This is a genomic window from Polyangium sp. y55x31, from assembly GCF_029946505.1.
Classification (GTDB): Bacteria; Myxococcota_A; Polyangia; order Polyangiales; family Polyangiaceae; genus Polyangium.
In genome coordinates this window covers 354,498-381,149 of record NZ_JARZHG010000006.1, presented here as the reverse complement: position 1 = coordinate 381,149, position 26,652 = coordinate 354,498, and the positions used below count along the sequence as shown (strand labels likewise).

Sequence of the window (26,652 nt, the reverse complement as noted above, 5' to 3'; positions counted from 1 at the left end):
CGCCGCTCCCGCCGACGCCGCCGCTTCCGCCTGCGCCGCCGCTTCCGCCTGCGCCGCCGCTTCCGCCGACGCCTCCGCTGCCGCCCTCGCCGCCCTCGCCGCCCGCGCCGCCGGGACCCATCCCGCCGATGCCGCCCGTGCCACCGGCGCCGCCGGGACCCATCCCGCCTTGTCCGCCTTGTCCGCCCGTCCCGCTGCTGGAGCTCCCGCTCGTCGGGGGCGACTCGGCGTCGCATCCGACGCCGCCCGCGAGGCTCGCGACGGTGAAAAGGAAGATCGCAACGCGGCTCTGCATGAAGGCTCCTCGTGAAATGGGGTGACGGGCCGATCCTCCCATTGCCCCTCCGATTCACGCGAGATCCGCGAACGCCAGAAATGAGATCAGGACGCGCCAGAGCGAGCCCGCGCCCCGCGCATCTGGCTCGCCGCGACGCCGTACCAGCGCTTGAAGGCGCGCAGGAACGCGCCCGTCTCGCGGTACCCCAGGGCCTCCGCGATCTCCGCGAGCGGCATCTCCGTATCGCGCACGTAGGCGCCGCCGAGCTCTCGCCGCAGCCCGTCGACGAGCTCCTGGAACGTCGTGCCCTCCTCCGTCAAGCGCCGCTGCAGCGTCCGCGGGCTCATGGAGAGCTCGCGCGCGACGACCTCGAGATCGGGCGCGCCGTCGCGCAGCTTCTCGAACACGCGCTGCCGCACCTCCCCGAAAAAGTCGTGCGGCCGCTCGCGCGCCACGCGGGAGCGCTCGGCGTGGCGATCGAGGACCGACAAGAGCCGCGGATCCGAGGTCGCGAGCGGGAGATCGAGCGCCGCGCCCGGGAGCGCGAGCCCCGTCGCGCCGGCTTCGAACTCCAGCCGCTGCGTCCCGAGCGCCTCGGCGAGCGCCGAGGTATCGCGCGGCGCGGGGTGGCCGAACCAAGCGCGCTCTGGCACGACGGAGACGCCGGAGAGCGCGCGCGTCCGCAGGAGCACGAGGACCACGAAGCACTCGTTCGCGTGCCTTCCGAGGCACAGCGGCGCGCCGGGGATACGCTGCTGGAGGAGCCCGACGCCGCCGCGCTCCTCGAAGGTCGCCACGACCAGATCGTTGAGCAGCGCCGTGTACCGAGCGACGCGGACCAAGGCCTCGCGCACGGTCGGCGCGCTGAGGCAACTGAACTCGAGCAGGTCGTAGGTGCCGCGTTCGAGCTGCGCGGCGACGTGCACGCCGAGGAACGGATCGTTCGAGAGGCGCCCGGCTTCGTCGAGGAACGCGTAGAGCTTGGCGAGCGGCAGGACGACGTCGGGGTCGGTCTCGGCGCTGGGCGGCAGGCCGAAGGCACAGGCGAGCGGGGACGGATCGACGCCGTGGCTCCGGAGATGCGACAGGATCGGGCCGACGATCTGGGAGCGCATCGGTCGTACGAGGGCACGCGCAGGCATCGCGGCGCAGACTATAACCGGACGAAACGCGCCTTTGTCCTCGTGGCGAGGCATGGTGTCCTCGGCGCGAGCGGCTGTGTCGTTGGCGCGAGCGACTGTGTCGTTGGCGCGAGGCAGCATGTCCTTGCGGAACGAGGCTCCGCCCTTGCGGAACGAGGCTCCGCCCTTGCGGAACGAGGCCCCGCCCTCGCGGAACGAGGCTCCGCCCTTGCGGAACGAGGCTCCGCCCTTGCGGAACGAGGCCCCGCCCTTGCGGAACGAGGCCCCGCCCTCGCGGAACGAGGCTCCGCCCTTGCGGAACGAGGCTCCGCCCTTGCGGAACGAGGCTCCGCCCTTGCGGAACGAGGCTCCGCCCTTGCGGAACGAGGCTCCGCCCTTGCGGAACGAGGCTCCGCCCTCGCGGAACGAGGCCCCGCCGTTGCGGAACACGACTCCGCCCTTGCCGCCGGAAGAGAAAAACATCGCGCCCGCGTAGGGACCCGGCTGCTCGCCCCGTCAGTTGGATCGAGACCTCGCTGATGCATCACGAGCGAGGCCGAGGAGAGACCACCATGTTCACCCGTACGCAGAAGTTCTTCGCGCCCCTTACCTTCGCTCTTGCCCTCGCCCTGGGCGGTTGCGCGTCGGCGAGCCCGGACGAAGAGGTCGCCTCGGCCTCGGAGGCCTCGCAGGAAGTCCAGGCGGACCCGCACGAGCGCGGCGGCAAGTTCGGTCGTCACCATGGCGGCGGCGAGCTGCTCGTGACGGCACTCAACGAGCTCGACCTGACGGACGCGCAACGCAAGACGATCGAAGGCGCCCTCTCGTCGCTCGGCGACGCGCACGAGGCCGATAGGCAGGCGTTCCACAAGGCGCTCGCCGACGGCGTGCGCGCCGGCAAGATCGACGAGGCCGCCGTGAAGGCGAAGCTCGGCGACGTGGAGAAGATCGCGAGCGAGCGGCGCGCGGCCATCGCGAAGGCCCTGAACACGCTGCACGCGACGCTGACCCCGGCGCAGCGCGCGGAGCTCGTGACGCACATCGAGGAGCGGATGGCGAAGCACGGGCCCGAAGGCATGAAGCACGCACGCGGGCCGCGTGGTCCGGAGGACGGCGAGCGCGGTCCGCGTGGTCCCGAGGGCGCGATGCGTGGGCCGCGTGGTCCGGAGGACGGCGAGCGCGGTCCGCGTGGTCCCGAGGGCGCGATGCGCGGGCCGCGCGGGGAGCACGGGCCGATGGGCTTCTTCCTGCACGGGCTCGACCTCCGCGACGAGCAACGCGCGCAGATCAAGACGGCACTCGAGGCCGCGCGGCCCGAGAAGCCCGAAGGGATGGATCGGGAGGCGTGGGCGAAGAAGGGCGAGGAGATGCGCGCCCGCGTGAAGGCAGGGCTCGACGCATTCCGCAGCGAGAAGTTCGACGCCGAGGCGCTCATGCCCCCGAAGGACATGCGGCCCCCGATGGGTGGTGATCACCTCGTGAAGGCGCTCGCTGCCATCGTGCCGGTCCTCGACGCCGAACAACGGAGCACGCTCGCCCAGCGGATCGAGGAAGGCCCCCAGATGCCGCCGCATTTCCGCGGCAAGCACGGCGGGCGCGAACACGGCGAGACGCAGGCGCCGCCCTCGCGGTAGAGTCCAGCGCGCATGTCCGTCGATCTGAGGCTCGTCGCAGCGCGCGTGGCCGGTGGAGACGTAGCGGCCTTCCGGCCGATCGTCGACCACACGCGCGTGCCGCTCTACCGGCTCGCGGCGCGCCTCGTCGGCAACCTCGCCGACGCCGAAGACGCGCTCCAGGACGCCTACGCCAGCGCCTTCCGCGCCCTCTCGGACGGTCGCTACGATGGCCGCGCCAAGATAGAGACCTGGCTCTACCGGATCGTGACGAACGCGTGCGTCGACCTGCTTCGCAAACGCCGCGAGCGTCCCGCCGAAGACACACGCGAGCCCCGCTTCGACGGGCTCGTGCGCGCCGAGGCGCGTGTCGCCCTGAACGAGCTCGACGCGATGCTCAAAGCCCTCCAGCCACAAGATCGCGCGGCCCTCGTGCTCGTGACCGTGGAGGGCCTCTCGGCGAAGGAGGCCGCCGAGGCACTCGGATGCAGCGAAGGAGCGCTCGAGCAGCGCCTCGTGCGAGCAAGGGCCGCGCTCCGCACGAAGACCGAGGCGGGGGAGGTGTCCGATGGCCACGCGTGAACAAGATCCGCTTTCGCATCTCGCAGCGCTCGCCCACGCCACCGAGGATCTGCGCCCAACGGACGAGCTCACCGACGCCATGCTGCTCGCAATCGTGCCTCCAGACGAGCGTCTCGCGCGGATCACCCGCGAGACCTCGGATCTCGCCCCGTGCGAGGATTTCGCAGCGTCCGTGATGGCCAAGGTCGGCGCAAGCCGAGGCGCACGTCCAGCCGAACCAGCATGGTCGTCCGGCGTCGTCCGGTTCGGCCGGTTCGCGCTGCTCGGCGCCGCTGCGGCCGCAGTCCTCGGCCTCTGGCTGTCGCGAACGGCGGAGACAGGTTACGACTCGGCCGTCCTCGAGTCGGTAGCCTCCGTCGAGGTATACGAATGAAATCCCGCCTGCTCCCCGCCTTCGTGCTCACAGGCGTGTTCGTGCTCGGCGGCGTCGCCGGCGCGGGCGCGATGCGCGCCTACATGCTCCAAGACCTCCGCTCCCGCTTCGGCGGCCCACCAGGCGAGGTGCGCACGCACCTCCGCGTCGAGTCCATGCGCCGGCACCTCGACCTCACAGCCGATCAGGTGGTCCGAGTCGAATCGATCTTCCGCGAAACCGACGACGAACTCGAGCGCACGATGAAGCCCTGTCGCGACGGACTCGAAGCGCTGCGCAAGAGCACCGACGATCGAATCGTCGAAGTCCTCGACGCCTCGCAACGTGTGCGCTTCCAGGAGTTCAACGAGAAGCGCAAACGAAGGCCGCACCCGCCATTCCCGCCGCCGCCGGGCCCGCCGCCGGAGTGAGGCGCCGCGCCGGGGCGCTGCCCCGGGCCCCGCGGGGGCTGTTCGCCCCTCGACCCGAACCAGGGCAAGCCCTGGACCTCAGGGGGAAGAACTGCGCGATGCGCAGTTCTTCCCACAGGCCGGTGGCAAGACCGCGAAGGTGCGTTTCACGCCGTCGGCGTCATGGGTCGAGACGTCAGCGCTGCTGTCTCGGCTGGCAGGGTCGTCGCCGGTCTTGACCTGGCCTGTTCGATGAACTGCGCGTTGCGCAGTTCATCGACCCCGGGTCCAGCGCTTGCGCTGGTCCGGGTCCAGGGGTGGACAACCCCTGGTCGGGGTCCGGGGTGAAACCCCGGGCGCTACGCTGCCGGGTGAAACCCCGGCGCTACGCTCCGGTGGGCACCTTTACGCGCCCCACAGCCAGGCGTTAGGCTGCGCTCGTGACCCTGGCCGAGCTCTTCGGCGGCCGTTTTGCCATCGAGCGGCTCGCGAGTGCGGGCGGCATGGCCGAGGTGTATCGCGCGCTCGATCGTGCGACGGGCGCGCGGGTTGCGCTCAAGGTCTTGCACGCTGCGGGGGCTCCGTTTGCCGGCCATTTTGCGCGTGAGAGTTATGTGCTCGCCGAGCTCGATCACCCTGGCATCGTCCGGTATGTCGCGCATGGGGCTGCGCCCTCTGGTGAGCTCTTCCTTGCGATGGAGTGGCTCGAAGGGGAGGACCTCGCGCAGCGCTTGAAGCGTGGGCCCCTCTCCGTTGCCGAGACGCTCACGCTTGGGGTGCGGGTTGCCGAGGCCCTCGGTGCGGCGCATGCGCGTGGCGTCGTGCATCGCGACATCAAGCCGAGCAACCTCTTCTTGCCGGATCGTGACATTGGCCGCGTGAAGATCCTCGACTTTGGCATTGCGCGGCCCCAGGCGACGCGGCCTGCGACGCGCACGGGCATCCTGCTCGGGACACCGGGTTACATGGCCCCCGAGCAGGCCCTCGGTGCGCGCACGGTCGATCCGCGTGCTGATGTCTTTGCTCTTGGCTGCGTGCTCTACGAGTGCCTTGCGGGGCGGCCTGCTTTCGAGGCTGAGCACCTCATGGTGCTGCTCTCCAAGATGCTCGCGCCTGAGCCGCCGCGCCCTGCCGACGTTCGTCCTGATACGCCTGCTGCGCTCGACGAGGTCATCGCTCGCATGCTCTCGCATGAGCCTGCGGACAGGCCTGCGGACGGCGCGGCCGTCGCGGTCGAGATTGCCATGCTCGACGACGCGGAGACGGCTTGGGTCCAGGGCGGCGTGCCCCTCCATCGCCTCGGCGCGGCCACGCCGATCGAGGATCTCTTCGAGGTCACGGGCCTTGGGCTCCCCGAGGATGTCCCCACCTTGGATGCGTCCCAGCGTCCTCTTGGCGGCGCGTCGACCTTGCCCCTCGATGCCTGGTATCGCCAGAGCGCCTCCGATGGGGCTCCGCGGACGCAAGTCTTGCCGAGCGCCTCGCTCCCGCTCGCTGGCTCCGGGGAAGACACGGCGCTCGTCTCCCACACGCTGCTCGGCCGGCCCTCACCTTGTGTCGGTCGCGAGCGTGAGATCGACGAGATTTTGCGGGCGTTTGGCGCGGTCGTCTCCACGGGCAAACCTTCGGCGCTCGTCGTCTCCGGCGAGCTTGGGGTGGGAAAATCCCGGCTCGTCGCCGAGGTCGTCCGTGCCCTCGATCTGCGCGGTGGCTTGCTCGACGCCGAGGGCATCGTCCGCCCCGTCTCCGTCTTCACCGCCGAGGCTGCGCCGCTCGCCCAGGGCGCGGCCTTTGCCCTCGCGGCCGACCTCGTCCGGAACGCCGCTGGCCTCTCTCGCGCGGATTCGCTCTCGGCGAGGCGCGACAAACTCCTCGACCGCCTCGCGCGGCACCTGCCGCCCGCGTCGGCGGGCCGCGTGGTCGAGTTCCTCGGCGAGCTCACGGACGTGCCTTTCCCGGATGACACGAGCGTGCCGCTGCGCGCGGCGCGTCAGGACGCGCGGCTCATGGGCGACCATGTGCGCCGTGCGTTCGAGGACTGGCTCGCTGCCGAGTGCGATGCGCGGCCCGTGCTCGTCGTGCTCGAAGACCTCGCTCGCGCCGACGCGGCGAGCATCGGCCTTTTTGAAAGCGCGCTGTCGAGCCTCGCCTCGCGCCCGCTCTTCCTGCTCGTCACGGACGCGCCCCCGTCCTTCGCGGCTGGCCGCGCGCGCGCCTTGCCCCTCGCGCCCCTGCTCTCGGATGCGGCACAGGTGATCGTCCGGCATGGCCTCGGTGAGGCCGCGGATCCCGCGCTCGTCACGCGGATCGTGCAGCGTGGCCTCGGCAGCCCGCTGCGCCTGGAAATCCTCACGCGTGTGGTGCGAGCGGGAGCGGACATGCCGTCTGGCCCGACGCCCGAGCTCGTCGGCCGCGCCATCGCCTCGCTCTCGCCCCTCGCGCAGCGCCTCCTCCGCGCCGCGAGCGTCTTCGGCGCGCGCTTCTGGCCTGGCCCCTTGCTCTCGGTCTTGCCCGGCGGCGCCCCCGCGCGCGCGGGCAGCACAGAGCCGTGGCAAGCCGAGCGCAAAGCCCTCGCCGAGCTCGTCGAGGCCGAGCTCGTCGTGCGTCGCGGCGGTCGTACCCCGTGGGGCGAGGAGTACGCCTTCCGGCACGTGATCGTCCGCGAGGTCGCGTATGCCTCGCTCGACGACGGGGAGCGCGCGCGGCTGCACCTCGCGGTCGGCGCGTGGCTCGAGCGCGCGGGCGACACCGAGCCCGCCGTCCTCGCCGAGCATTTCAGCCTCGCGGGCGCGCCCGATCGGGCCGTGCCCTGGGCCGGCCTCGCGGCGGAAGCGGCCTTCGAGGCCAGCGACTTCGACGCGGTGCTCGCGTGGGTCGCGCGGGGCATCGCGGCGGCCTCGGCGGGTGAGGTCCGCGGCGCGCTCCGGCTCTTCGAATCACAGGCGCGCAAGTGGAAGGGCGAGCATCGGGCCGCGCTCGAAGCGGGGTACGACGCGCTCGGCCTCTTCCCGGTCGGCAGCCCCCTCTGGTACAGCGCCGCGGGCGAGGTCGTGCTCGCGGCGGGCAACCTCGGCGACGACGCCGCGCTCGTGGCCATCTTCGAGGCGCTCTCCGCGCTCGGGGCCGAGGGGGAGTCCGGCGGCCCGCACGTCATCGCCGTCGCGCGCGCGGCGCTCCAGCTCCTCATGGCCGGCCACCACGACCACGCCGAGGCCATGTTTCGCGCGCTCGACGCCCTCGACCGGCGCGTCGTCGCCGTCGACCCCGAGGTCGCCGCGTCCGTGCACCGCGCCCGCGCCTTCCGCGCGCTCTTCGCGGGCGACGCGGGCACGAGCGTGCGCGAGTTCGAGGCCGCGGCCCAGCGCTTCGAGGCGGTCGGCGATCTACGGAACGCCTGCGTCCAGCGGGCGAACGTCGGCTCTGCGACGAACGAGCTCGGCGATTATGCGCGGGCCGAGGCGTCGTTGCGGGATGCGCTCGCGCAGGCCGAGCGCCTCGGCCTCGGCGCGCTCGTCGCGCACGCGAAGTTGAACCTCGCCCTCGCCCTCGCGCGCCAGAACCAGCTCGCCGAGGCCCAGGCCTTCGCGCGCGAGGCGCTCACGACGTCCACGCGCCAGGGCGATCGCCGCGTCGAAGGGTATGCGCGCCTCTACCTCGGCATGATCCGCCTCGCCGGCCGGGATCTCGCGGCGGCCGAGGCCGAGGTCCGCGCCGCGATCGACCTCCTCGCCGCGCACCCGCCCGTCCGCGCGCACGCGCTCGCCGTCCTCGGGCAAATCGCCATTTTCCGCGGCGATGCGCGGGCGGCGCTCGGCCCTGCGGACGAGGCGATGCGCCTGCTCGAATCGCTCGGCGGCATCGAGGAAGGCGAGTCGCTCGTGCGCCTCGTGCGGGCGGAGGCGCTCGCATCGCTCGGGCTCGAGGCCGAGGCGCGCGAGGCGATCGTCTCGGCGTACGAGCGCCTGTCGGACCGTGCCTCGAAGATTCGTGATCCACTTTGGCGCGCGTGGTTTCTCGAAGCGGTACCGGAGAACGCGCGCACCGTGGAGCTCGCGCGTGCGTGGGGCGTCGGCGAAAGTGCTTCGCTCGGCGACGACACGAGCGCGTGAGCGGGGCTGGCCGCGACAATTTTTCGTGTGACGACGAAAGGCCTCGTCGCTACGATGCGCGCGCGGGCGCCGGGAAAGCCCGCGTTGTTCGCCGGAGGACGAGACCATGAAGATCAAAGCCGCGGTCGCGCATAAACCCAACGCGCCGCTGAGCATCGAGGAAGTTGATCTGGAGGGCCCCAAGGAAGGGGAGGTCCTCGTCGAGATCAAGGCGACCGGTGTTTGCCACACCGACGATTACACGCTCTCGGGCAAGGACTCCGAGGGCATCTTCCCCTCGATTCTGGGGCACGAGGGCGCGGGCGTCGTCGTCGACGTCGGCCCCGGCGTGAAGAGCGTCAAGAAGGGCGATCACGTCATCCCGCTCTACACGCCCGAATGCCGCCAGTGCAAATTCTGCCTCTCGCGCAAGACGAACCTCTGCCAGGCCATCCGCGCGACGCAGGGCAAAGGCGTCATGCCGGACGGCACGAGCCGCTTCAAGATCGGCAATGAGACCGTGTACCATTACATGGGCACGTCCACGTTCGCGAATTACACCGTATTGCCCGAGATCGCGGTCGCGAAGATCCGCGAGGACGCGCCGTTCGACAAGGTGTGTTACATCGGCTGCGGCGTCACGACGGGCCTCGGCGCGGTCATTTACACGGCGAAGGTCCAGCCCGGCGACAACGTCGTGGTCTTCGGCCTCGGCGGCATCGGCCTCAACGTCATCCAGGGCGCGAAGATGGCCGGCGCGAACATGATCGTCGGCGTCGACCTGAATCCGGCGCGCAAGGAGATCGCCGAGAAGTTCGGAATGACGCATTTCGTCAATCCGAACGAGGTGCAGGGCGACCTCGTGCCGTACCTCGTGAATCTCACCGACGGCGGCGCCGATTACTCCTTCGAATGCGTCGGCGACGTGCGGGTCATGCGCCAGGCGCTCGAGTGTTGCCACAAGGGCTGGGGCGTGAGCGTCATCATCGGCGTCGCCGCCGCGGGCCAGGAGATCGCGACGCGCCCGTTCCAGCTCGTCACCGGCCGCGTCTGGAAGGGCAGCGCGTTCGGCGGCGCCCGCGGGCGCACGGACGTGCCGAAGATCGTCGACTGGTACATGGACAAGAAGATCAACATCGACGACCTGATCACGTACGTCTTGCCGATCGACAAGATCAACGAGTCGTTCGATCTCATGCACTCGGGCAAGTCGATCCGCACCGTCGTGACTTTCTGATCTTTGCGTCCACGTCCGGGGCAGGGTAGACCCTCGCGCATGAGGGGATCCATCCTCGCCCTGGCCTCGCTCCTCGCCCTCGCCGGTTGCGAGAAATCCGCGCCGCCGTCGTCGCCCTCCCAGCGCGTCACGCTCGTCCAGAAAGGCCCGGCCCAGATCGAGCTCCTGCCGGCCGCGGGGCAGCCCCCTTATTGCCTCGTCTTCACCATCGCCGAGGGCGGCCCCATCCGCCACCTCACGATGCTCGAGGACAAGCTCTCGCCCGATTGCCCGGCCGGCGAGCCCATCGCCGGCAACGTCTTTCGAATCCCCCCGCGCGAGGGCAAGGTGAAGATCTTCGTCGTCTTCTCGGATCGCGCCCTCGAGAGTGACCCGATCGCGCGTCAGATCAGCGATCTCGTCTCCCAGAAACAGCCCGTCACCGCGATGGACCTGCGCGCGCCCGGCCGCGTCGTCGTCGAGACGCTCGAATTCACGCCCTCCTCGGGTTGAAGGCGCGTTTCACTTCGGCGGAACGCTGGGGCGCGCCGCGCGGCGCAGCTCGTCGATACGGGCGCGCGCTTCCTGCTCGGTGGCCTTGAATTCCAGGGGGAATGTGAATCGTGACGGCGCGAGGATCCGGCCCGCACGGTAGATCGTCATGACGAGCGCGCGCATCGAGAAGGTCGCGCCGAAGGACACGAGGTGCCGGATGGGGTAGGGCTTGTCGCGATCGAGCCAGGCCGCGCGCGCGCCCGGCTCCAGCGCTTCGACCTCTCTCCCATCGACGAGGACGTAGAAGTGGCCGGCTCGCTCGTCGATCGCGTCGTAGATCTCCGTCATCCGCAAGGAGTCGGCCGTCGTCGTGACCCCGCGGAAGGTGATGCGCACGAGATCCGGCGGCTCCCACCGAACTTCGTTGCGGCCCACCTCCCAGGTCGGCGTGGGGGTGTCGAAAGGATCCACTCGGGGGTGGATGCTACCAGCGACGCCGCGTGGACACAACCTCGCGCGCGCTCACGCCGGGACCGGGGAGCCCTCCGCGGCGCGGCGTTGCGCCTCGATCTGCGCGCACGCGGCGGCCTCGGTCGGAAAAAAACCGACATCCCATTGGAAATAGGCAGGCGACATGAGGCGGCCGGCCCGGTGCGTGGTGAGGACGAGCATCTGCATTCCAAAGCTCGCGCCATAAGCGAACGCATTCCGGACCGGATACGCCCGATCCACGCGCGTCCAGGTCCCGCGCGCGCCCGGGCCGAGGGATTCGAGCTCGGCGAGCCCGAGGAGGAAATCGAACGAGCCGTATCGGTCGCCGATGGTGAACATGATCCGCTGGATCTCCTGGATGTCCGGCCGCTTGTTCGGCCCACGGAGGATGACGTGGACCAGGTCCGGCCGTTCCAGCCGAATCGAGTTGCGACCCACTTCCCAGCTCGGCGTCGGATGATTGAAGGTATCCACGGGCGGTAAGCTACCACCTGTGCACGGCACACACAAAGCTGGTATACGGACGATATGGGTGTCGGGCGAAACCCTCGCAGGGTCATCTTTTGCCTCGGCGTGCTCCTCACCGGCTGCGGCGAAGCGCCTGCCATCGAGGCGACGGCGACCGCCTGGCCCGAGGCCGACGCGCTTTTCCGCGCGGATCCTCGCTGGCTCGGCGCCGACGACGCCTACTCGATCGACCTCGGCGGCGGCCGCGTCCTCTGGCTCTTCGGCGACAGCTTCATCGCCACGAGCGACGCGAACGTCCGCGGCGAATCGCGCCTCGTGCGGAGCAGCGTCGCCATCCAGAATGGGTACGACCCGAGCGAGGCCTCGATCGAATTTTTCTGGAATGGCCCCGACACAGAGCCTGCCTCCTTTTTCCCCGAGAAAGACGACACCTGGTACTGGCCCGGCGACGGCGAGCGCGTCGGCGACAGGCTCTACCTGTTCCTGATGGCCGTTCGCGGCGCGAGCGGCGGCCTCGGCTTCGAGGTGTTCGACGCCGACGTTTTCGTCGTCGAGAACCCCGACGACGCGCCGCCCGCGTGGATCATGAAGGAGCTCGAAATGCCCTCGAGCGAGGAGGGCGTCATCGTCGGCTCGGCGAGCGTGCTCGCAGAGGACGGGCATCTCTACGCATTCGGCGCAAAGGAGTCCGACGGGCACGACATCCACCTGACGCGTTTCCCCCTGCCCGCGTCGGGCGATATCGATTTCACGCAGCCCGAGCCGCTCGGCCTCGCCTTCGAGGACGGACAAACCGAGCTCACGGTGCACCACGACCGCGCCCGCGACCTCTGGATCGGCGTGCAAACGGAGGGCTTCGGCGCCTCCGATCTCGCGCTCCGCACCGCAAAAGGCCTTCGCGGCCCCTATTCCAACCTCGAGACCTTCTACCATCCCCCCGAATCCGACCGTGAAGACACCATCGTCTACGCCGGAAAGGGCCACCCCGAGCTCGAAGGCGCCGATCTCGTGGCCACGTATGCCTCGAACAGCCTCGATTTCCCCACGCTCCTCGCCGACACCTCGCTGTATTTCCCGCGATTCGTGCGCGTGACCCTCCGGGCGCCATGAAATTGGCTCCGTGTTGCCATCTATCGTCGTGGGGACAGATCGGGTAATCTCGATTCATGCTGCATCGTTCTTCCTCTTCGACCTTGGTTGCCCTCGCGGGCGTGATGGGCCTCGTGATCGCGTCGGCGTGCGGAGACGCTGGATCCAGCGCGTCGTCCGGGGGCGGCGCGTCGGGCGCTGCGTTGGGCGCAGGCGGGATGGGCGGCGCGGGCGGGGGCTCGGGGGGCGCGGGCGCGGGCACGTTCGGCTGCAATCCGGCCTGCGTCGAGCCGCAGACGTGTAGCTCCGTGGGCACGTGTATCGATCTCGGCACGTGCGCCGCCGACGGCGACTGCTCGCCAGGCATGAAGTGCGATACCGCCACGAAGGCGTGCGTGCCGGGCGGCGGATGCGGCGCGCAGGAGGCGAAGGTCGACACGGTCCCGCCGAACATGCTGCTGGTGCTCGATCGCTCGTGCTCGATGACGGCGCTCGTCGGCGACGTGACGAAGTGGGACATCGCGGTCTCGGCCATCAACAAGATGACGACCGATTACACCGGCAAAATCCGCTTCGGCCTCACGCTTTTCCCCGACCTCGTGACCCCGAACTGCCAGCAGGACGCGATCCCCATCCCCGTCGGCCCCGACAACGAGACGGCCATTCAAGAGCTGCTCACGGCGGCGCTCGTGAAGGCCGACAAGTATTTCCCCGACGGCCCGTGCGTCACGAACATCCAGACCGCCGTCACGCAATCGACGACGGAGCCCGCGTTCAACGACCCCGATCGTGATAGTTATGCCGTGCTCATCACGGACGGCAAGGAGACGTGCGGCTCGGACGCGACGACCGAAATGGAGATCAAGAACCTCTTCGAGGAGCGCGGCATCCCGACGTTCGTGATCGGCTTCGGGGCGGGCATCGATCCGGCGCAGATGAACAAGTTCGCGATCGCCGGCGGCGTCCCGGCCGCGGGGGCGAACCAGTATTACGACGCCTCCGACCAGGCGAGCCTCGACGCGGCGCTCACGACGATCGCCAAGAAGACGCTCTCCTGCGCGTACACGCTCGACACGGTCCCGCCGAACGCGAACGAGATCTACGTCTTCTTCGACAACACGACCGAGGTCATGCGCGACGACACGAAGACGGACGGGTGGGACTACGACCCGGGCAAGAACCAGGTCGTCTTTTACGGTCCGGCGTGCGATAGCTTGAAGAACGGCGTGGTCACGGACCTCGACATCGTCCTCGGCTGCCAGGAGCCCACGCCGAACTGATCCGGAAGGTTTGCCCTCGTTCATGAAGCAGAAGCCCGACCCGCGCGCCCCCGGCGCCCAGGCCCCCGAGGTCATTCATGGTCTGCGCGCCGGCCTCGCCATCTTCGCCCGCCGCCCGGACGACATCCTCGCCGTCTCCTATGGCCGCGAGGCGCGCCGCGACCTCGAAACGCTGGCCCGCTGGGCCGCGGCGCGCCGCGTCCCCTGCCACGAGCTGCGCGACGACGAGCTCGAGCGGATCGCGCACACGAAAAACCACGAGGGGCTTTGCCTGCACACGAGGCCGCGGGCGTGGCTCGGGACGAACGAGCTCGCGGACATGCTGGTCCGGACGCGCGGCGCGGCCATCGCGCTCGAGCGCGTGCGAAACCCTTACAACATCGGCGCGATCGTGCGGAGCGCGGCGTTCTTCGGCCTCGACGCCGCGCTGCTCGGCGCGCCGGCGCCACACCCGGGCCTGCCGCCCGACGCCGTGCGTGTGGCCGAGGGCGGCGCCGAAGAGCTCGCCTTTGCCCGCACCACGGACTTACCCGACACGCTCGCGCGCCTGCGCGCCCGGGGGATCTCGATCGTGGGGGGCGAGAGTGACGCCGCGGCGAACGTGTTCGGGTTCTCGTTCAAGCGGCCGGTGGTGCTGGTGCTCGGCCACGAGCGGGAGGGTCTGTCCGAGCGCGCCAGGGCGCAATGCGACGCGCTCGTGGCGATCCCGGCGGCCGGGGCGGGGGCGGTCGGGTCGCTCAACGTGTCGATCGCGGCGAGCGTGCTCCTGGCGGAGGTTGTCCGGGAGAACCTGATGGGGAAAAACCCGTCGCCCGCGCCGGCTGTGCGGCCGCCGCCCGCCGCGTCGCAGCCTGCGCGTCCGCCGTCCGCCGCGTCGTCGCCTGCGCGCCCGCAGGCTGGCCCGCCGCGGGGGCGTCCGCCGCGGCGGCGGTAACCCCTCCGCTCACCCCACCTTCCGCGCCCGCGTCGTCCCCAGCGTCTTCCGCACCAGGATCCGGTCTCCCGCCTCCCCTATCCGGACGAACCCCGCCTGGAGAAACATCCCGAGCGGCCCCGCCTCCTTCCCCGGCCGTGTCTTCGGCGGGTAAGCGTCCACGAACGGCACGCCCTCGGCCTTCAGCGCGTTCTCGGCCTCGGCGAGCAGCACCCGCCCGAGCCCGAGCCGCCGGTAGCGCGGGGCCACGAGCAGGCAGGCGACCGTCGGCACCCGCCCCGGCGTCGCGGCGGCGCTGGGCCCGAACGCCGCGAGCGCGCCGACCAGGCAAAGCGCCGCGGGAAAACCCCCCACGTACCCGGCAAAACCTTTGAGCCGACCGGCGCGTATCTCGTCTTCCAGAATCTCGACCACCGGCCAGGGGTCGAGCTCCGGTGGCTGTCCTGACAGACCGGGAAAAACGGCGTCCGGCACCTCGTCGAGTTCGTGCTCCAGCAGCGCCAGGCTCTCGGCGACCGTGGTGGGTTCGTCGGCGGAGACGGGAAGGACGTACGTGTCGAGCATGGGGTTTTACGGGACCGAACGCAGAGTCCCCTCAATGCACTCCATGTGTCCAACGACCCGATCGTCCGGAAAAAAAGTGAGCCGATGAAAAATAAATCGCTGTCCGTGGGAAAACTGTAGGGCAGGTCACGACGGCCTGGTGCGTGCACGAGGGGCATCGCGGGGAGGGCCGGGGCGCGTTATGTTTGGGTCCGATGGTCCGGAAGTTCGGTCTCCCCGTCCTCGCGCCTCGGCCGCCGCTGCCGACGGTCGATCTCATGCGCAAGCGCCTCGGTGGACGCGCCTCGACCGAGCCCGGGGCCGGCGATGCGGTCACGTTCACCACGCCCGGCGGCGTTCGCCACATGGGCGTGGTCCTGTTCGTCCGAGGAGACGAGCTCGACGTGTGGGTCGACGAGAACGTAGTGCGCCGAACCCGTCGCGCCGCGGCGTCCCCGCTCGACGCCACGCTCCCGCGGGACCTCGTGGCGCTCGCCGCCGACGCGCGTGTCTTCGCCACGCTGACCGAGGGGCAGCGGATCTGCTACCTCGACGAGGGGCGCGTGGACGAGGGCACGCTCATCGAAAAATGCCGGTTCGGCGCGCTCGTCGAGCGCAGCGACGGCACGATCGTCGGCCTGGGCTTCCGCAGGCTCTGGCCCAAGGACGACGCGCCTGCGAGCGAACCTTCGTAGCTAGAGGCAGCTACAGAGCGGATCGCCGGGCTGGCACACGCAGCCCGTCGTGACGCGTGTGTTCGGTTTTCCCGGGACGGTGGTCGCGTCGCGCTCGTGCTGCTGCGGGTTCAGGCCGGTCGGCGGGTCATGGGTCGTCTTCGGCTGGGCCTTGGCTTCGGCCGGCGCCTTCGGCGCGTGCGCCTCGGCGGCCTCGGGCGTCGAGACCTCGTTCGTCGCGTTCGGCGTGGGCTCGGGTTTGCCGCAGGCCGCGACGAGCAGCGACGCACCCACGGCGAGGCGCAGCCGCGGCAAGCTCCGGGCGGGCGGGGGACGCGGCTCGCGCTCGCGGAAGAGGACGTTCCCCTCCTCGTCGTGCTCCACCCGCACGCAGAGCGAATGCGGCCGGGCCGAGGCGATCAGGCGATCGGCCTCCTCGGGCGAGAGCTCGGCGAGCGCGACGACCTGCTTGTCGCACGAGCTGCAATGCCGTTGCGCCTCGGACCCCGTCATCGACTCCCAGCGCTCGCTGCAAGGCTCGGCGATGTGGAAGCGTCGGAGCATGGAGAAGAGTCTACGCCGGCGGGCCGGAAAAGGGGAGCCTCGGGCGTTACGCTCCGCCGAGCCGCGCCTGCGCGAACGTCCCGAGGCCGTTCACGACGACCGGGGGAATCTCGTGCGCCCCGCCGTGCGGCACCCACGTCACGCGGGCTTTCGCCGCGGTCATCATGTCCCGCAGGATCTCGGCGCGGCCGAACGGCAGGAGCGGATCACGCCGCCCGTGCGAGATGAACGCCGCGAGCCGCTCCCCGACGGCGTCGAGCCCGGCCTGCCACCGATCGCCGCCGAGCCGGGTCCCCGAGAGGACGGCGAGGCCGGCGAAAGGCTCGCGGAGGTGGGTCACGAGCTCGGTCGTGACCATGGCGCCCTGGGAAAACCCGCCCACGACGAGCCGATCACGCCGCACGCCGTGATCCTTCACCAGGACCTCGACGGTCTCCGCGAGCGCATCACGCGCGGGCGCGAGTCCTTCGGGCACTTCGTCGAGGCGCTTCATGGCGCCGTCGATGTCGCCGCGCATGAGGAGCGTCATCAGCCGATCCATGCCGATGTCCCACCAGGCACGGCCGCGCATGCCGGGGCCGACTTCGACTTCGAGGGGAGCTTCGGGGAAGAACCAGCGGACGCCGCGGCCGGCGTCGATGACGCGGCAGAGGCTGACGAGGTCCTCGCCGGGCGCGCCGAAGCCGTGGCAGAGGAGGATGGCAGGGCCGTCGCCGCCGCCGCGATGGTCTTCACCGCCACGGACGTGGACGCGGAGGGGGCCGATGGTGCGGGGTTCCATGGCGGCGGACGGTAGCAGGATTTCGAGAGGGGTGGGGGAGGAGGGGCGGTTGCCGAGCTTGACAGGGCTCCGGGCGCGACCATTACGCTTGGTGCTCCATGGCCGGCTCATTCTGCTGATGAATTCGAGGCAGGCGAGGGATCATGCTGACTGATGTAGACGAGGTTCCCTGGGCGTCCTTTCCCCAGCCCGAGTGGAACGAACCGAACGAGGTCCCATCCGCGCTTCGCGCCCTTTCGTCGTGTACTTCTGAGGAGGAGGCAGAACGCGCCTACCACAGATTCCTGTATGCCGTCGGCAACAACCACGCGGGTACCTATTACCCGGTCGTGCTGCCGACGCTCCCATTCCTGGCCCGGATCCTCGAACGTGGTAGCGAGCTCGCGCGGCGAACGACGCTCGACGCGCTCATCGATCTCCTCGGCTCCTTTGGGCCCGAGACGGGCTTCGAATTCGAAGGCATCGATCCCGAGACGGGGCTGCGTGGCGATCTCCGAGCCTTGTTGCATTTGCACGCTCGTATCATGGTCCCGGTGGTTTGTGCGATCGCCAGCGACCATTCCCCCGCACGTCGTCGTGCTGCAGCATTGGCCGCGGAGCTTGCCGAGGCTCTGCTCGAGGACGTGGATTCGTAGGGAATCACTGCGCCGGCTTGTGAAAACGGCCGAGGGGTGGCATGTTGCCGAGGGCGAAATGACCATCAAGAACGAAGCCGTCAGGCAACGAAAGCTCCTCGAGCCGATGATCGAGGACGACTACTACCCGAAGCATCTCGTCGAAAAGGGCCAGCAGCTCCTCGTCGCGCTGGCGGAGCGAGTCGAGAAGGAGGCGCCCAAGGGGACAGCCGTCTACGCGCTCACGCACGCGACCACCGAGGCGTTCAACGAGCTCCAGGAGGAGTTTTTCGAAGAAGAGAGCGAGATCGAGACCGTCGCGCGTGAGGCCATCGCAGAGGACATCGGCTTCATCCTCGACGCCTATGGTTACGAGTTCGACATCGAGGAGGCGATCGCGCCGCGCGATTGGTGACCATGCTCGGCGTCCGGGTCCAGATCGTACGATTCGCCGATGAATCGCAGCCCGGCTGGGTCGAGTGCCACTTGGTCGACGCGCACGGCCGCCGCTGGTCGTTCCTCGAGAAAGTACCGGTCGTCACCCTTGCGCTCTTGGACGAGCAAAGTGAGTACCCGCAACCCGGCATCATCGGTTGTGAGGTCGTCGGGCGGCGCGGAGGGATCGCCCGCATCGATACGGCCCAGCTGTGGGCCATCGAATCGACCGAGGGAGAGACGCAATTCGACGTGCCGGAGTCCCTCCTGGTCGAGGTCGACTGGTAAGGACGGATTTCCAGCCCGAACGCACCACTTTCCTCGTACCCCCGACCCGTTTTCCGTTGATCGCCCCCGCTGAATGGGAGGACGCTTCTGCCTGGAGCGAATCCCATGGCCGACCCCATTCTCCTCCGTTTTCGTGCGACTTCGGGTGGAAACGTCGACGTGCCGGTCCTCCTCGCCGGCGCGGGAAACGCCGCGGCCGCGCGCTGGAAGGACGCGCTTCGCACGCCCGGCGTGCACGTGCTGCTCGAAGGGGATCGCGATTATGCCGTGACCCTCGCGCCCCCCGCCTCGGAGGCGACGATCCAGATGCTCCAGGCGAACCGCAAGAAGAGCGTGCGCGTCGTCTTCCCCGGACGAACCCCCGTCCGGCGCAGGATCGCCGACGTCGCCGTCGTGCCGCCGAAGCAGATCAGGCCAGCCGCCGCCCACGAAGCCGCCGAAGCTCTCGATTTGACGGCCGGGCGCGAAGGCGCGCCATCGTTATGGCTCCTGCCCGACGGCTCGTTCGCCACCGAGCCGGGGCCGCCGCCGCGGGGCCTCGACGCGGGCCCCACGCTCGTCCGCGCCGCGCGCTGGGTCTCGTCCCGCCGCACCACGACCTTCGAGCGCCTCTTTCCGCCGAGCGCGTTTCACCCCGACGAACCCTTGCGCCCCGAGCGGCTCACCGGAGCGCAGGCCGCGGGCCTCCTCGCCCAGGCCCGGAGCGCGCTCGCCGCCGCGGGGGCGAACACCGAATACGCACGGACGGAGCCGATCGCGGCCGCGCAGATCCGATCGGCCGCGCTCACGGTGCTCTCGCACCTCGTGGCCACGGCGCTCCGGGATCCGGAGTTCCGCGCGGCGGCCGATCATGCCTCGGCCCTGATGTTCGCGCTCGTCGCCGGCGAGACCGGGCCATCAGCCGTCCCGGCGCTCCGGGCGCACGCGATTCAGCTCCTCTCGATGCGCGCGCCGGCGCTCTCGGCCGCGGACCGGGAGCTCGCGCGGAGCCTCGTCCGAAGCCTCGTGCGCGAGGCGCCGCCTTATGACGCGCTCCCCGGACCCTGGCGCTTCGCCATGTGCTCGGCCCGCGATTTCCACGAAGGCGAGGTCGACATCTTCATCGACCGCTACGATTTCCGCGAGATCGAGGCGCCCGAGGGCTCGCCCAAGCCGCCGAAATACGCGACGTATCGCGTCCTCGAAGCGCCCTTCCGCACCCCGAGTGGTGATCCCGTCTGGCTTTACGCCCGCGCCGCGCGGCCCGACGACGAGAACCTCGAAATGGCCGATCCGACGTTCGTCGGCGTCTTCATCAACCGCCACGCCCAGCTCGGCGCCTACGACATGCGCGCCGCCACGGCCACGGTCCGCCAGGCCGGCTACAAGATCATGATGAACGCGCAATGTGCCGGCCTGACAACCCGCTTCGCCATCGCACGCGCCTTCCCCGACGCCGACATCTACTCGTCCTGGGACAGCACCTATTTCCGCAACGGCGGGCCTGACGGCAAGATGAATGCCTCCGAGGGCGTCGATTGTTTCGTCGAGCTCTTGCGCGGCATGTGCGAGAAGGAGGCGCACGCCGAGATCGAGGCCCGCATGCGGCGCGTGCAATGGCACCACGCGCAGGCCCGTTTTCCCGGCTTCTCGCAGTTCATCGGGCCGGGCAATCCGCTGGTCGTCGCGCGCTTCCAGGACGTCAACCGCGACGGCCGCGCCGACCTCTACGACGGCTTCCTCGACCTCACGATCGCCGAGCTCGCCGAGGACCTGCGCGCCTCGCTCACGCCGCGGGATCCGGGCGTCGCGCCCTCGCAGATCGGCGGCGAGGCGGCCACGGGGCTCGGATGGGCCGCGGGCAGCATGAACCGCGTCACGCAATACTCGGATCTCTGGTCGGATTTGCCGGGACAGAGCGAGCTTTTTTATATCTTCCACGCGGGCGGCTTCTACGACCAGGGCGAGCCGCCGGCCGACGTGCCTGGGGGTTTGCCCGGCGAGCGGATCGGGGCACTGCCGGCGGTTTGTCGGTACGTACGCGAGACGGACGGTCCCGCAGGCATGCAGGCGGACGTGATGATGCACGCCCGCCTGAGCCACGCGGGCAAGGAGCTGAAGCGCCTGCTTTGCGCGGCGGACGCGATGTGGCGCGCCTTCGACACGGGCCTGCTCGATGGCCCGCCGATGCACACGCCCGCGGGCAAGCGCGGCGCCGTCCTGCTCACGCTCGCGGGCCTGCTCGAGTTCCCCGCCGATCAGAACTTCGTCGACGGCCTCTGGGCCATGGCGCTCGAAGCCCTGCGATTTCCGGCGATCTCGAGATCGCTCGTCCGCGGGTGCATCACGGAGGCCGACCACCAAGCGTCGAACTACTACGGTTCACGCCGGGGGCTCGTGCAGCTTTTGGAGGATCTGAAGAAGTCGGATCCGCTCGCGCTTTCGATGCTCGAATCGGAGGATCCGAAGGTGGGACGGGCGAAAGAGATTTGAGGCGTCCCCCTCGGGACTAAAGCTTCGTTCCGGGTTTTTTCCCCGGCGGCGGAGCCTTGCCGGCGGGGCCGCCGAGCTCGCTGTCGGGCGCCTCGGGGGCCATCTGCTGCAGATCGTCGGGATCGAGCGGACCGTACGCCTTGCTGCCGAGCTTGAAGAAGACGCGGCGCATCTTGTCGCTGAGCTGATCGAACGCGCGCGCGGCCATGACGTCGTAGACGCGGCCCTCGCTCGGGCCGCCGCCGATGCCGTACATCGGATTCGTGTAGTCGACCGTGAAGTGATCCGGCGGCTGCACGGGCAGGTCGAACTCGAGTTTGTCGGTCTCGCCCGGGATCTTCATGACCACGTGGAAGTCGACGACGATGCCGACGAACTTGCGGTCCCCCTTGTCCTCGGTGAAGAAATCGCCGGCCCAGCCGACCTCGTAACGCACCTCGATCGTCGGCGCCTCGACGTCGCTCGCCTCGGGCTCCTTCGTGATCGTGGTGCCCTTCAGCGTGTCGAGCGCGTCGCGCACCTGCTCCGGCTTGCTGTAGTCGATGTTGCGCAGGCGATCGAGCGGATCACGATCGTCCTTCGGCTGCACCGCGAGAGGTTTGCCGTCGGGGCCGATGCGCGGGCCTTGCTTGAGCGCCATCACGTCGGCCGGGAAGACCTTTTCGAAGCCTTGCTGCAGGCTCCGCACGATCTCCGTCTCGCGCTGCACGCCCACCTTCTCGCCGAAATGCGGGGCCACCGGGACGATGTTGCCGCCGCCCGCGAGCTCGCCGCCGAGCTTGCCCCGGAGCAGCTCGTCGACCTTGTCGAGCTTCTCCGTCGAAGGCGCCTCGAAGCGCGCCTCGACGCGGGCGGTGTCGTTCTTTTCGAGGTACCCGAGCAGCTTCTCCATGAACGGCAAAAGCTTGGGATCGTCGGTCGAAGCCTGCTCGCGGAACTCGCCGAGCGTCTTCGTGAAGAGCGCGTGGATCTCGTCGCGCGCCTCCTTCTCGACCACCGACTTCGGGTATTTCTTGAGGAAGTCGCGCAGCGCCGTGACCGAGCCCTTCTCCTTGGCGTCGCGGAGCGCCGCGCGCGGCAAGTGCTCGTCGCGCGCCTCGTCGAGGTGGCGCGTGCACGAGCGGACGTACTGCTCCCACGCGTACTCGCGATTGACTTGCTTCGCATACGCGAACATCGCCTCGTCGCTCGCGACGTTGCGCATGTGCCACATCGGCAGCGCGAGCAGGGCCGCGGCGGCCCCGGAGACGCCGAGGATCGTGCCCTTCGCGAAGAGCGCGCCGATCGATTTCGCGGCCGGCTGCTGCATGTCCTCGTCGCGCGGCGCCTGCACGGCCCAGGTGTCCTTGACGCGCACCTCGAAGAGCGGATCGACCTTCATCAGCGCCTCGATGTCCCGCGCCTGCGCCGCCTCGCGGATGTGACGCTGCGAGTCGCCGAGCTGCCGGAGGACCTCCTCCGCGCGCTCTTTGCCGTGGATCGTGAACGTCTCGGTGATGCCACCCTCGAACGTGAAGGTGAGCGTCGTGCCGTTGTAAATGCCGTTCGTGTGCTGATGGACGCCGCGGAAATCCACGAGCGTGTTCATCGGCACGACGCGAAGGATGCGATCCTCCGCGTTGATGAAATCCATCGGGAAAAGGAAGCGCCCGGGCTTGTACGGCAGCGCGGAGCCGAGGCGGACGCGACGAACCAGGAACAGGATCGACAGCAGGACGACCGCCGCGCCGAGGAAGTAAAGGAACATCACGGGCATGGACTGGACGCCCTGCCCGTACTCGTGGAGAGACGTGCCGACCAAAAGGATGAAGCCGAGGAGCGCGAGGACGAACCACCCCGCGATGGCCGCTCCTTGCGAGGGCACGCTCGACAAAAGGGGGTACGGGTACGACTGGTGCTGCATGCAGCTCACGAGCCGCTCCCGCACCTCCCTCGGCAATGCATTGAAATCGACGCGCTTGGCCTCTGCCATGGCGACCTCCGGACGGAAGCCGCGAGCCGAGCGACCTCCCGAGCCGAGCACGATACGCGAGGGCCTCTCCGTGTGTCTACGGGAGGCGCGTTTTCCGCGGGTGCTCGTGGGAAATCGCGCGCAGGCAGAATTCGCGGTCGCGCTTCAGCGCACCACGCTGCGCGCCGACAAGAGCTCGTGCTCGAGCTTGACGATCTTGTTGTAGACGCCGATCAGGAGCAGCGACGGCGCCCACTGCCCGACGAAGTTCGCGAGCTCGAGGCGCTTCGTATAACCGAAGCGGCGCTGCGGGCGGGCCGAGGCCGCGAGGCTCGCCGAGATCACCATCGAGCCGAACGCGAGGCCGAGATACGCGATCGAGGGCAGGCGCGAGGTCTGCCGCTCGATGAGCTGCGTCGTCTTGCCCTCGTTCTTGTTCAAGGTGGAGGTCATGCCCTGCGTGGAGACGTCGAACGACTGATCCATGGATTCCTCCCGGGGCCCCGACGAAGAGACGGAAGGCCCGCGCCGGCCGACGCTTGCGACGATCACGCCAACAGGGGAAGCGTGCAGGGGAGGAGCGAGGGGGCTAGTTCAGCACCTTCGGCGGCGTGCGTTTCGGCGCCTCGCGACGGGCGATCGGGCCCGCCTGGTGCATGACGAGCCGCCAGGCGCCGTCCTCGCGGACGAACAGGTTCGTCGCGACGAGCTCGTTTCCGTCGATGGACTCCGCGCACACGACGAACGCCGCGTCGCCGAGCACGGTCGCCGCCGGCCGCGTGGCAAAGATGGCCGGAGCGGTCGGGCTCGTGAGGATGGCGCGGAAGCTCGCCATGACCTCGGCGCGTCCGCGCACCGCATCCCAGCCCGGGTGCACGCACGCGACGCCCGCGCGCCGCGCCCAGAGGTCGTCCATCGCAAGGAAATCACGCCGCGCGAACGCCGCGTAAAACGCCGCGTTCGCGGCGAGGACCTCCGCTTCGTCCGACGCCATGCCTCGAAAACTCCTCTCCGCCTGGGACGATATAACAAAGCCGAAGAGCAAGGTCGACTTTCGCAGGCCGTCACATCGGCGTGTGCGGAAGCTCCATGACGGGCGGGCGCAGCCGTAGAAAGATCATGCCTCCGAGCGGCACACGGTCGCCGTAACGTCGCGCGAGCTCGTCCGTCACGACGTCGGTCGCGTCGAAGCGCAGGCCGAGCCCCGGGCGGATCGGGCCGAGCGGGAACGAGTGCACGTAGCCGAGCGCGAGCGAGCGGATCGGAAAGACACGCGAATCGAGCGGCGCGGGCAAGAGGAGCTCGCGGCCGCTGCGCTGGAGGATTTCCGCGCGCGCGAAGATCTCGTGGCGGTCCGAGAGCAAGAGCGTCGCTTCGACGAGCCCGCTCCGCGTCGTCGGGCCTTCGCTCGGCGCGTTCTGGCCGAAGATCGCGGACGCGCCGAGGTGCGAGCCCGCGGCCGGATCGCCGAGCGGAACGCCCACGAACGCCGAGGCCGTGGCGCGCGTGATCGAGACGCCGGGCATGCGGCGATCGGGATTGCGGAGCCACGCGCCGGAGGCCTGGAGGCTCAGGAAACGAAGGGGATTCAGCGTGAAGCGCGCGGCGTAGGCGTCGGGCGGGGCGAGGTCGAAGTCGAGGGGATCGTCGTCGTGCGGGCGGCCATTGAACCACGAGGCTTCGACCTTCCACCGCCGCATGAGCAAGCCGAGGGTGAGCACGCCGTGCGTGACGTGCGCGGCGTCTTGCATGGAGTGGCCGAGCGGCGCGAAAGGATCGGCGAAGGCCGAAAATCGCCGCGTATACGAGGGCGGACCGAGCGCGGGCTCGCCGGCCGGGGCGACGTAGATCTGGAGCGCGAGGTCCTCGCCGAGCGGGGCCGTGACGAGGAGCGAAAGCTCCATGAAGGCCTCTTGCGGGAGCTGTCGATCGACGACCGGCGCGCGGACGTCGCGGTTCGGGATCTGCAAGAGCGAGGGGGATCCCTCCGCCGTGAGGCCGAGCGCCTCGAGGCTCCACGTCCAGCGAATTTTCACCTCGGCGCCGTCGAAGCGCCGCCGCGCGAGGAACGTCTGCCAGTTCATCGAGGTAAAACCCCGACCGCCGCGCGGACCGAGCGCGAGGTCGTAGCCCGTGAACACGTTTTGCTGCTGGATCAGGTCCCAGCAGTCGACCTGCGTGCGCGTGCCGAACATGGGCGTCGTGTCGGGCTCCCACGCGGTGCCGGAGGGATTGCGGTTCACGCCGAGATCGAGCGGGCCCAGCATCGGAGGACACACGCCCGGCAGCAGGGGGACGGGCTCGACGCCGCCCTCAGCCTCGGCGAGCGGCGCGACGAGCAGGGCCGCGAGGCAGAGCGGGAGCGAGGCTCTCATTCCCTGGACCCCTGGTGGCGCGGCGGCGGCCGTCAATCGCGCCCCTTGCCGGCCCCGGCGAACTCGGGTGATGATGCCCGGACGTCATGAGCCATCAGGGCCCGTACTTCATCCCCTCCGGCGCTCCCCCCGGGACGCCCCTCTTGATGGAGGAGGATCGTCCGCCGGAAGGGGTCTATTATTTCCGCATCTATGCGGTGCTGATGATCCTCATGCTCCTCGGAGCGTTCGCGTCCGGGTTGTACATGATGCTCGGGCCCGTCATGCGGGGTACGTCCGGGTCGTCGGCGACCGGGGAATGGGTGGTGGGTCTCTTCCTCGCGGCCTTCTCGTTCGTCGTCATCATCCCGCACGCGATCGTGCTCTTCGCCGGCAAAGCGCGATGGGCCTACACGCTCGGGATCATCCTCATCGGGCTGAACATGTTGTGGAATACGTGCTGTCTGCCCATCACGATTCCGCTGCTCATCATGTGGATGAAGCCCGAGACGAAACGCTGGTTCGGCGCGGCCTGAGCGGAGATCGCCCGCGCCCGTCGCGACGCCCGTTCACCCTGTAAAACGCGTTTTGGCGCGAACGTATCCGCGTGCAGCGTGCGCCCGGCGCGGGAGGTGCACGCCAGCGCTCGGTACGGGGGATCGATATGAAGGCGATCATGCTGGCGATCGTGCTCGGGCTCGTGGGGCTCGGGTGCAGCGCGAATTTCCGTCAGCCGGCCCGGGAGGCGACCCTGGGCGCGATTTCAGCGTTGGATACGCCGCCCGAGGACGCCGAGCTCGCCCGCAAGATGGGGCTCTTGCTCGATCGTTTCTTGACGAATGCGCTCGCGGCCGGCCCGCCGCCGGGCATCGAGGAGATCTCCGCGAACATGATGCGAGGTGCGATGCGAGGGCTCACGGCGACCGTGCCCGAGCAAAGGTGGATCGTGCGGCACCTCGTCGCGGAGTCGTTGCGCACGGCCGTCGATACCGTGATGGATGAGCGCGGCCCGATCAGCCAGGCGGCCGCGAGGGCCGGCGAGCAGGCGGCCATGGGGCTCGTGCGCGGGATGAACAACGGGGAAAAACAGGCGACATCACTCGTCGGCGAGGTATCGGGCGAGATGGGCCGGTCGCTGACGCGCGCGATGGGCAGCGAGATCGCAGGCTGGTTCGGGCCGGACGCCGAGGGGCCGCTCGCGGACGCGATGGCGGCCGCCGCCGAGCGCGCGGCCGGGGCGGCGGTGCACGGGGCGATCGCCGCGGTGAAGGCCGAGGTCGCGCAGTGCAACGCGGGCACGGGCGAGCCGTGCGTGAGCGACGTCGTGGCCGCGCTGAGCCGCTCGGCCGCGCGCGGGGCGAGCGAGGGCGTGCGGCGGGAGATCCAGCCCCTTCCGGTCGGAATCGCGTTCGTCGTGGGGCTCGCGATGGCGCTGCTCGGGATCCGCCTCGTGCGCGAGTGGCGCTCGCGCAAGCGTCCGACGACCTGAAGGGCCGAGGACGCGGGGCCGCTTCCTTCTTGCCACGTGGGGCGGGATGAGGAAGAAGGGCCTCGTTGGA

At 69.7% G+C, this 26,652-nt stretch carries 27 protein-coding genes and 1 pseudogene; 17 read left to right on the top strand and 11 right to left on the bottom strand.

Annotated elements, in window-relative coordinates; genetic code table 11:
- Positions 1 to 295, bottom strand: a pseudogene (locus tag QHF84_RS15170) (hypothetical protein); the annotation flags it as partial.
- An 86-nt stretch (positions 296 to 381) separates the two neighbouring features.
- On the bottom strand, positions 382 to 1,881 hold the full coding sequence (locus QHF84_RS15165; protein WP_281314004.1) for an AraC family transcriptional regulator: 1,500 nt from the start codon (positions 1,879 to 1,881) through the stop codon (positions 382 to 384).
- An 89-nt stretch (positions 1,882 to 1,970) separates the two neighbouring features.
- On the opposite strand from QHF84_RS15165, the gene QHF84_RS15160 reads away from it, so the two are divergent.
- The 7 genes from QHF84_RS15160 to QHF84_RS15130 all read left to right on the top strand — a co-directional run bounded on the left by QHF84_RS15160 (position 1,971) and on the right by QHF84_RS15130 (position 10,172).
- Positions 1,971 to 3,032, top strand: coding sequence for a Spy/CpxP family protein refolding chaperone (locus QHF84_RS15160; RefSeq protein ID WP_281314003.1), 1,062 nt, complete (start codon positions 1,971 to 1,973; stop codon positions 3,030 to 3,032).
- Between the two features lie 12 nt (positions 3,033 to 3,044).
- Positions 3,045 to 3,593, top strand: a complete 549-nt coding sequence (locus QHF84_RS15155) for an RNA polymerase sigma factor (RefSeq protein WP_281314002.1) — start codon at positions 3,045 to 3,047, stop codon at positions 3,591 to 3,593.
- Positions 3,580 to 3,966, top strand: coding sequence for a hypothetical protein (locus tag QHF84_RS15150; protein WP_281314001.1), 387 nt, complete (start codon positions 3,580 to 3,582; stop codon positions 3,964 to 3,966). The genes QHF84_RS15155 and QHF84_RS15150 overlap by 14 nt, the downstream gene beginning before the upstream one ends.
- Complete coding sequence (locus tag QHF84_RS15145) at positions 3,963 to 4,376, top strand: hypothetical protein (protein ID WP_281314000.1); 414 nt, start codon at positions 3,963 to 3,965, stop codon at positions 4,374 to 4,376. Before QHF84_RS15150 ends, QHF84_RS15145 begins: the two co-directional genes overlap by 4 nt.
- A gap of 419 nt (positions 4,377 to 4,795) precedes the next feature.
- Entirely contained in the window at positions 4,796 to 8,464 is a 3,669-nt protein-coding gene (locus QHF84_RS15140) for a serine/threonine-protein kinase (RefSeq protein WP_281313999.1), read from the top strand.
- Between the two features lie 106 nt (positions 8,465 to 8,570).
- Entirely contained in the window at positions 8,571 to 9,680 is a 1,110-nt protein-coding gene (locus QHF84_RS15135) for an S-(hydroxymethyl)glutathione dehydrogenase/class III alcohol dehydrogenase (RefSeq protein WP_281313998.1), read from the top strand.
- 39 nt (positions 9,681 to 9,719) lie between these two features.
- Positions 9,720 to 10,172 carry a hypothetical protein gene (locus tag QHF84_RS15130; protein ID WP_281313997.1) on the top strand — a complete coding sequence of 151 codons (453 nt, stop codon included), beginning with the start codon at positions 9,720 to 9,722 and terminating at the stop codon, positions 10,170 to 10,172.
- Positions 10,173 to 10,181: 9 nt separating this feature from the next.
- Here QHF84_RS15130 and QHF84_RS15125 read toward each other — a convergent pair whose 3' ends face one another.
- Together QHF84_RS15125 and QHF84_RS15120 are read right to left on the bottom strand one after the other, a co-directional pair.
- Positions 10,182 to 10,625: a hypothetical protein gene (locus tag QHF84_RS15125; RefSeq protein WP_281313996.1), complete on the bottom strand. Its 444-nt coding sequence runs from the start codon at positions 10,623 to 10,625 to the stop codon at positions 10,182 to 10,184.
- A gap of 51 nt (positions 10,626 to 10,676) precedes the next feature.
- Complete coding sequence (locus tag QHF84_RS15120) at positions 10,677 to 11,120, bottom strand: hypothetical protein (protein ID WP_281313995.1); 444 nt, start codon at positions 11,118 to 11,120, stop codon at positions 10,677 to 10,679.
- Positions 11,121 to 11,174: 54 nt separating this feature from the next.
- Between QHF84_RS15120 and QHF84_RS15115 the strand changes: the two genes are divergently transcribed.
- The 3 genes from QHF84_RS15115 to QHF84_RS15105 are packed head-to-tail and all read left to right on the top strand — an operon-like array spanning position 11,175 to position 14,417.
- Positions 11,175 to 12,224 carry a hypothetical protein gene (locus QHF84_RS15115; protein ID WP_281313994.1) on the top strand — a complete coding sequence of 350 codons (1,050 nt, stop codon included), beginning with the start codon at positions 11,175 to 11,177 and terminating at the stop codon, positions 12,222 to 12,224.
- Between the two features lie 56 nt (positions 12,225 to 12,280).
- Entirely contained in the window at positions 12,281 to 13,483 is a 1,203-nt protein-coding gene (locus QHF84_RS15110; RefSeq protein WP_281313993.1) for a VWA domain-containing protein, read from the top strand.
- Positions 13,484 to 13,505: 22 nt separating this feature from the next.
- Positions 13,506 to 14,417 (top strand): RNA methyltransferase, encoded by a 912-nt coding sequence (locus QHF84_RS15105; protein WP_281313992.1) that lies wholly within the window; start codon positions 13,506 to 13,508, stop codon positions 14,415 to 14,417.
- Between the two features lie 9 nt (positions 14,418 to 14,426).
- Here the strand turns inward: QHF84_RS15105 and QHF84_RS15100 are convergent, their stop codons facing one another.
- On the bottom strand, positions 14,427 to 14,981 hold the full coding sequence (locus tag QHF84_RS15100; RefSeq protein ID WP_281313991.1) for a GNAT family N-acetyltransferase: 555 nt from the start codon (positions 14,979 to 14,981) through the stop codon (positions 14,427 to 14,429).
- A 194-nt stretch (positions 14,982 to 15,175) separates the two neighbouring features.
- Between QHF84_RS15100 and QHF84_RS15095 the strand changes: the two genes are divergently transcribed.
- Positions 15,176 to 15,655, top strand: coding sequence for a hypothetical protein (locus QHF84_RS15095; RefSeq protein ID WP_281313990.1), 480 nt, complete (start codon positions 15,176 to 15,178; stop codon positions 15,653 to 15,655).
- Here QHF84_RS15095 and QHF84_RS15090 read toward each other — a convergent pair whose 3' ends face one another.
- Complete coding sequence (locus QHF84_RS15090) at positions 15,656 to 16,198, bottom strand: hypothetical protein (protein WP_281313989.1); 543 nt, start codon at positions 16,196 to 16,198, stop codon at positions 15,656 to 15,658.
- A gap of 46 nt (positions 16,199 to 16,244) precedes the next feature.
- The gene (locus QHF84_RS15085) at positions 16,245 to 16,979 is read right to left on the bottom strand and encodes a hypothetical protein (RefSeq protein WP_281313988.1); all 735 of its coding nucleotides are present in this window, start codon (positions 16,977 to 16,979) and stop codon (positions 16,245 to 16,247) included.
- Positions 16,980 to 17,122: 143 nt separating this feature from the next.
- On the opposite strand from QHF84_RS15085, the gene QHF84_RS15080 reads away from it, so the two are divergent.
- From QHF84_RS15080 to QHF84_RS15065, 4 genes are all read left to right on the top strand, one after another.
- Complete coding sequence (locus QHF84_RS15080) at positions 17,123 to 17,614, top strand: hypothetical protein (protein ID WP_281313987.1); 492 nt, start codon at positions 17,123 to 17,125, stop codon at positions 17,612 to 17,614.
- A gap of 58 nt (positions 17,615 to 17,672) precedes the next feature.
- Positions 17,673 to 18,008: a DUF5713 family protein gene (locus tag QHF84_RS15075; protein ID WP_281313986.1), complete on the top strand. Its 336-nt coding sequence runs from the start codon at positions 17,673 to 17,675 to the stop codon at positions 18,006 to 18,008.
- A 2-nt stretch (positions 18,009 to 18,010) separates the two neighbouring features.
- Entirely contained in the window at positions 18,011 to 18,316 is a 306-nt protein-coding gene (locus QHF84_RS15070) for a hypothetical protein (RefSeq protein ID WP_281313985.1), read from the top strand.
- A 105-nt stretch (positions 18,317 to 18,421) separates the two neighbouring features.
- On the top strand, positions 18,422 to 20,788 hold the full coding sequence (locus QHF84_RS15065) for a hypothetical protein (RefSeq protein ID WP_281313984.1): 2,367 nt from the start codon (positions 18,422 to 18,424) through the stop codon (positions 20,786 to 20,788).
- 16 nt (positions 20,789 to 20,804) lie between these two features.
- Here QHF84_RS15065 and QHF84_RS15060 read toward each other — a convergent pair whose 3' ends face one another.
- The 4 genes from QHF84_RS15060 to QHF84_RS15045 all read right to left on the bottom strand — a co-directional run bounded on the left by QHF84_RS15060 (position 20,805) and on the right by QHF84_RS15045 (position 25,114).
- Complete coding sequence (locus QHF84_RS15060) at positions 20,805 to 22,760, bottom strand: hypothetical protein (RefSeq protein WP_281313983.1); 1,956 nt, start codon at positions 22,758 to 22,760, stop codon at positions 20,805 to 20,807.
- 144 nt (positions 22,761 to 22,904) lie between these two features.
- Positions 22,905 to 23,225 (bottom strand): hypothetical protein, encoded by a 321-nt coding sequence (locus tag QHF84_RS15055; RefSeq protein ID WP_281313982.1) that lies wholly within the window; start codon positions 23,223 to 23,225, stop codon positions 22,905 to 22,907.
- 103 nt (positions 23,226 to 23,328) lie between these two features.
- Positions 23,329 to 23,733, bottom strand: coding sequence for a nuclear transport factor 2 family protein (locus QHF84_RS15050; protein WP_281313981.1), 405 nt, complete (start codon positions 23,731 to 23,733; stop codon positions 23,329 to 23,331).
- Positions 23,734 to 23,803: 70 nt separating this feature from the next.
- Positions 23,804 to 25,114, bottom strand: a complete 1,311-nt coding sequence (locus tag QHF84_RS15045) for a hypothetical protein (protein WP_281313980.1) — start codon at positions 25,112 to 25,114, stop codon at positions 23,804 to 23,806.
- 86 nt (positions 25,115 to 25,200) lie between these two features.
- On the opposite strand from QHF84_RS15045, the gene QHF84_RS15040 reads away from it, so the two are divergent.
- A complete protein-coding gene (locus tag QHF84_RS15040) occupies positions 25,201 to 25,629 on the top strand; it encodes a hypothetical protein (RefSeq protein ID WP_281313979.1) in 429 nt (142 codons plus the stop codon).
- A gap of 128 nt (positions 25,630 to 25,757) precedes the next feature.
- On the top strand, positions 25,758 to 26,582 hold the full coding sequence (locus QHF84_RS15035) for a hypothetical protein (protein WP_281313978.1): 825 nt from the start codon (positions 25,758 to 25,760) through the stop codon (positions 26,580 to 26,582).
- Positions 26,583 to 26,652 lie beyond the last annotated feature (70 nt).